This is a genomic window from Streptomyces sp. CNP082 (genome assembly GCF_059570535.1).
Genome location: NZ_JCANSZ010000122.1, coordinates 1 through 5,450, shown reverse-complemented (window position 1 = coordinate 5,450; position 5,450 = coordinate 1). Strand labels below are relative to the sequence as shown.

The 5,450-nt window shown below is 62.6% G+C and carries 3 protein-coding genes and 1 pseudogene; all 4 read left to right on the top strand.

Going from position 1 to position 5,450, the window contains the following annotated elements:
* The first annotated feature begins 34 nt into the window (after window positions 1-34).
* The 4 genes and pseudogenes from B124_RS36765 (at window position 35) to B124_RS36750 (ending at window position 5,391) form a co-directional block, all read left to right on the top strand.
* Window positions 35-1,819: a polymorphic toxin-type HINT domain-containing protein gene (locus B124_RS36765; protein ID WP_496507369.1), complete on the top strand. Its 1,785-nt coding sequence runs from the start codon at window positions 35-37 to the stop codon at window positions 1,817-1,819.
* 47 nt (window positions 1,820-1,866) lie between these two features.
* Window positions 1,867-2,673: a barstar family protein gene (locus tag B124_RS36760; protein WP_496507368.1), complete on the top strand. Its 807-nt coding sequence runs from the start codon at window positions 1,867-1,869 to the stop codon at window positions 2,671-2,673.
* A 712-nt stretch (window positions 2,674-3,385) separates the two neighbouring features.
* Window positions 3,386-3,903, top strand: a pseudogene (locus B124_RS36755) (winged helix-turn-helix domain-containing protein); the annotation flags it as partial.
* A 591-nt stretch (window positions 3,904-4,494) separates the two neighbouring features.
* Window positions 4,495-5,391 (top strand): reverse transcriptase domain-containing protein, encoded by an 897-nt coding sequence (locus B124_RS36750; protein WP_496507367.1) that lies wholly within the window; start codon window positions 4,495-4,497, stop codon window positions 5,389-5,391.
* Window positions 5,392-5,450 lie beyond the last annotated feature (59 nt).

Below are 5,450 nucleotides of genomic sequence, written 5' to 3'. Positions count from 1 at the left end.
CACCACGGCGACGACGAAGTACACCTACGACCCGCTGGACCGCACCACCGCCAAGACCACCGGCGCCGGCACCACAAGCCCGAGTACGACGGACTTCACCTACCTCGGCCTGTCCAAGGAAGTCCTCGACGAACGCGTCGGATCCGAGATCACCAAGTCCTACCAGTACGGNCCNTNNGGNCANCGCCTNTCNCAGATCACCCACNAACCCGACGGCACCCAGCAACTCGGCGTCTACGGCTACAACAGCCACTCCGANGTCGANACCGTCACCNGCGAGACCGGCAACACCACCGCCACCTACGGCTACACCGCCTACGGCAACAACAACGACCCCGAATTCACCGGCACCGATAAACCAGACCCGGCGAATCCCGACAAGGACGCCTACAACCCCTACCGCTACAACGCCAAACGCTGGGACACCGCCACCAGCACCTACGACATGGGCTTCCGCAACTACAGCCCAGGGTTGAACCGCTTCACCACCCGCGACACCTACAACGGGGCGCTGTCCGACATGCAACTCGGCGCCGACCCCATGACCGGCAACCGCTACGCGTTCACCGGCGGCAACCCCACCACCAACATCGAACTCGACGGACACGAACTGGCCTGCGGTGGAGGCGAGGGGTCAGGCGCGCTGGATGTGAGCTGCGGTACCGGCAACGAGACCCGCGGCGACGGAACCCTCTCCTTCGGCGGCGAACCCACAGGCGGCGTCCGGGCGGCCTTCACTTTCGAGGGGGAGCTCTACGAGGGGATCGCGAACGCCGACACGGGAGAGCTCGACCTCTTCGGCAAGATCAAATACTTGAAGAGCCCGGACAAGGCCGTCGGGTACATGTGGCTCGGCGACCAGACCCCTCCCGCCGAGGAGTACTCATGGATAGACAAGGCGGGGATCTTTGCCACATCGCTCCTGCTCCCGGACCCCAGTACATGGAAAGAGTGCCTGACCGACCCGAGCCTGGGATGCCTGGCAGAAGCTCCCGAACTGATCCCAGGCATAGGAGTGGCCGGGAAGCTTCTCACCAAGGGCGGGGCAAAGCTCCTGAAGAAGACCTTCGGGAAGTGCCACAGCTTCACCCCCGGCACACGGGTACTCCTCGCCGACGGCAGAACCAAGCGGATCGAAGACATCGAGGTCGGTGACCGTGTCGTCGTCACCGACCCCGACACCGGGAAAACCACCACCCGCACCGTCAAACGCCTCATCACCACCCACGACGACAAGAACTTCGTTGAACTCGCGATGGGGCGCGGCGACCGATCGAGCAAGCTGACCACCACCGACACGCACCCCTTCTGGGTCGAAAGCGAGGGCAAGTGGATCAACGCTGGCGACCTGAAGCCAGGCATGACGATCCGCACCGCCGACGGCCACACCACCACCGTCCAGGGCACTGACACCTTCACCAAGCGCCAGACCACCCACGACCTCACCATCCGCGACATCCACACGTACTATGTACTCGCCGGCCCGACGCCAATCCTCGTACATAACTCCAGTTGCCTGTCGGATCCGAACCCCGTGCCCAAGTCGGTCCGCGAGATGTATGAGGAAATTCGGGCTGGCAATGGTGTGCAGCGAATGAACCCAGACGGATCTCCAGACATCTTCACAGCGACTCATGGAGAATCCCTAGCCGTTCAAAGGAAGTGGGGTGGATCGACCGTTTGGGAGGTTCCTGGGGCGAGAAACTCTAGTCAGACAAGAATCCTTATCAACCCGAGGGGGCAGATGGGGTACACGACCGACCATTACCGGACGATTCGTGAGTTCAGTGCTCCCCATTATCCTGACTGGGGATGGTGACTCACACTATCCCTAGTGCTGGCTACCTTCGATGAGGTGGGTTCCGAATGTTTGCGCTAATCGACGAGGAAAGCGACCTACTACTCGGAAGAGTTGATAGGCTGCGTGGCTTCTTCGTCGGCACCGGTGAAGGCTTCGTGCGTTCGGAGATGGTTGGGAAATCAGAGTGCAAGAAGATCGAATTTGACCTTGTCGGGTTTGATGCGCAGGAATTTATTGGCTCTGAATTCTCGACCAAGAGGGGTGCGCGAAACCTCATACTCCAGATCATCTCCGTAGATGGGCAGCCGATCGGGGAGTATTACATTGCCTCTGCGGCCTGGTGCCCCATCGATAGGCCGGATGCGGATAATCCCGACCTCCACGTTACTGGTTACGTGGATTGGATTCCACATCACAAGGCGGGTGATGTGTGGCTGAGTTGGGCTGAAGCGTTTCCCGCCGAAACGGGAATCTGGACTGCCTTGCCTCTCGGTAATCGTGAGGCGTGGCTTGAGGTCGCCGGAATGTATCGACCGTCATCTGGTAGACGGAAACGAAATAAGATTCCTGTGGCGGTCTGCTACATGGATGGGTCGAGTATCGAAGATTTGGCTAGCTTTTTCTGCGCTATCGGGGAGGCAGTGAACGGGCCAGGTGGCTACTTCGGATGGAACATTTCAGCGTTGGCCGACTGCCTAAAAGAGGAAGGCAGTCTCCGCCCGCCTTTCGTCTTGAATTGGAGCAACTTTGATGTGGCTCGACGGGCGCTTGTCGAGGAGGTGGAGTTGCGGGGCACTCGAACTTCTTATCTTGATTTGATTCTAAACCTCCTTGAAGGAATGGGGGTTGAAGTAAGGCTTGAAAGCCCCTGATCGATTATCGGAATATCCATCAGTCCTTCTCGAAGCGCTGGGTCAACGGGCTGACCTACCGCAAACTCCGCCGCCGATGACGTCCTCAAGAGCACCTTCGTCAGTTCAATTGCATCGAAATCATCATGACCGGCAACCGCTACGCCGCTTGATGCCCTCAGCGGCGAGGCTCTGCATGATCGGGCCCTCGACGGCCGTTGCCTGCTTCAGCGACACTGATGCCATGCGCAGCGCCTTCGAGGATTATTTGGACGAATGGGACCTCCCAGATTATTGGCGACCGGTCGTTGCACGACTGGCCGAGCGCGCCCGGGAGTGGCCACACTGCCTCCCCCCATCCGATGAGTTCTATGTACAGGATGCAATCAACTGCCCCGAAACTCAGGCGAGGGGAGGCCTACTCATCTGGGCGGATCTTTTGGATCGACGCGCCAATCGAGCAGGCTGCACCCTCGGTTGTCAAGTCGACTTGGCCGGACTCCGATGCGGGCCCCTTGCATCCCATGGACCGGGCCAAGATCGTGACCTCGTGAATCTCACTTGGTTCACTCTGCCCCTCGGAGATCACTCGCTACCGGAGCTTGCAGATCAGCTACTGGCCTGGTTCGTCACCGAAGCACAGCGCTGGGAACGGCTTGGTACTGAACTTGATTGAGTGATGTCGGGACGGTTTGCCTGACAGCGGCCTGCCGGCTCCGGTAGCTCCTGGGAAGTGAGATACGCGCAGGGTGGTGGGCTGACCGACGCGGAGAGGACCGCGCGGGAGCAGATCCGGTTGCAGGCTGTCGTCCGCTTCGGGGGCGGGGAGACGAACTGCGAGGTCGCCGCGGCTCTGCGGGTGAGCGAGCGGTCGGTGGAGCGGTGGCGCCGGGCCTGGCGCGAGCGTGGCGAGGCCGGGGTGCTTTCGCGGGGCTCTCCGGGGCGGTCTCGGCTCAGTGATATCCAGATCGCCAGGCTGGAGCGCGAATTGGAGCGCGGTCCGCTGGTCCACGGCTGGGCGGACCAGCGGTGGACGCTGGCGCGGATCAAGACGTTGATCGGCCGGCTGTTCCACGTCTCCTACACCGTCGAGGGCACGTGGCGGTTGCTGAAGCGGCACGGGTGGAGCTGGCAGCAGCCGACCAGGCGTGCCATCGAGCGGGACGACGATGCGATCGAGGTGTGGAAGAAGGAGACCTGGCCGCGGGTAAGAGCATCGCGGCGGAGCGCGGGGCCTGGATCGTCTTCGAGTTGCGCCGTGAGGCGCTGTGATTCGTGTGGAGGTGAGAGACCTTCACCGCCGAACTGTCGTAGCAGAGAGGCGGAGCTGGGGGCAGCCTGACCCGGGTGGTGCCGGGGAGGGCGGGAGCGGCCCTGACAAAGCCGGGACGTGTCAGTACTGCCAGATGGTGCGGGTCCGGCGAGCGGGATGGAGAGGAGTACGCGAGGAACCGGCGTCTTTACGTCTCTTAACGATGACACCGGCTCGAAACCTGGTGGATCTGGGCCGGAAGCGGTGCGCACTTGTCGCCTGATGGTGGCGGGGAACTCCTCGGCCGGTATTTCGAAGCCGTCCGGGAGGTCACGAGGAGGTTCTACGGCGTACTCGTGGCGATGCCGCAGGGACACAGTCGGGCTCCTACTCCGTCGAACGAATCGCAGTGAACACGGGAACCACCCGGTCACAGTTCCTGTCGACGAACGGCCAGTTCGTTGGATGGGATAGGTGCATCGACCGCTGAACGGGCCGGGTGGGGCGGAGCCGCCGTAGTACTCCGAGCCGGGGAGAGCCCGGCACATGGGGAAGGGCGGCAGCGGTATCGAGAAGGGAAGGATGCTGCAATGCCGGAAGAGGCGCCGCCGAATGGCGGTGCTCTGCTGGAGCCGGTCCCGATGGGACCACGCCAGCGGGTATCGGAGATGCAGGCCAAGCTTCACCGTTGGGCGGCGGCCGATCCCGGCCGTCGGTTCGACGATCTGTTCAACCTCGTGCACGACCCGGCGACGCTGATCGTGGCGTTCGACCGGGTCGCCGGCAACCGGGGTGCCCGGACTCCTGGCGTCGATGGCCTGACGGTCAGCGACATCGAGGAACAGACGGGCCTCCCGGGATTCCTGGACGACCTGCGTGCTCAGATCAAACTGGGCACGTTCCGGCCACTCCCGGTGCGGGAGCGCACGATCCCCAAACCGGGCGGGTCGGGCAAGGTGCGGCGACTGGGGATTCCCACGGTCGCCGACCGAGTGGTCCAGGCCGCGCTGAAGCTGGTGCTGGAACCGATCTTCGAGGCCGACTTCAAGCCGGTCTCCTACGGCTTCCGGCCCAAGCGACGGGCCCAGGACGCGATTGCCGAGATCCACTTCTACGGCACCTGCGGTTACCGCTGGGTGCTGGACGCGGACATCGCCGCGTGCTTCGACGAGATCGACCACGCGGCGCTGATGGACCGGGTCCGCAGGCGGGTCAAGGACAAGCGGGTACTGGCGCTGGTCAAGGCATTCCTGAAGGCCGGGCTGCTGAGCGAGCTCGGGGAGTTCCAGGACACCCTGACCGGCACGCCCCAGGGCAATGCCACTCAGTTAGGCCACAGCGAGGATTTTGATATGCGGCTTGTCTTCGTGGCGAGTTGTGGTCTCGGTGCGGCGTTTCGCTCTGTAGGCATGGACATGTATGCGCTTGACGGCCCGCGGGCTGCTGCGGTTCCGTCGGCGAGGGTTGAGTCTTTCAAGGATTTCTGAGCGTGTTGCCTCAAGGGCGCTCGTCAGACGGCGAGGGGGAAAAACCCGCCTGGTTGGTA

Bases quoted from the DNA above. Each gene is read 5' to 3' on its own strand.
- B124_RS36750 (WP_496507367.1), top strand. From the start codon at position 4,495: ATGCCGGAAGAGGCGCCGCCGAATGGCGGTGCTCTGCTGGAGCCGGTC.
- B124_RS36760 (WP_496507368.1), top strand. From the start codon at position 1,867: ATGTTTGCGCTAATCGACGAGGAAAGCGACCTACTACTCGGAAGAGTT.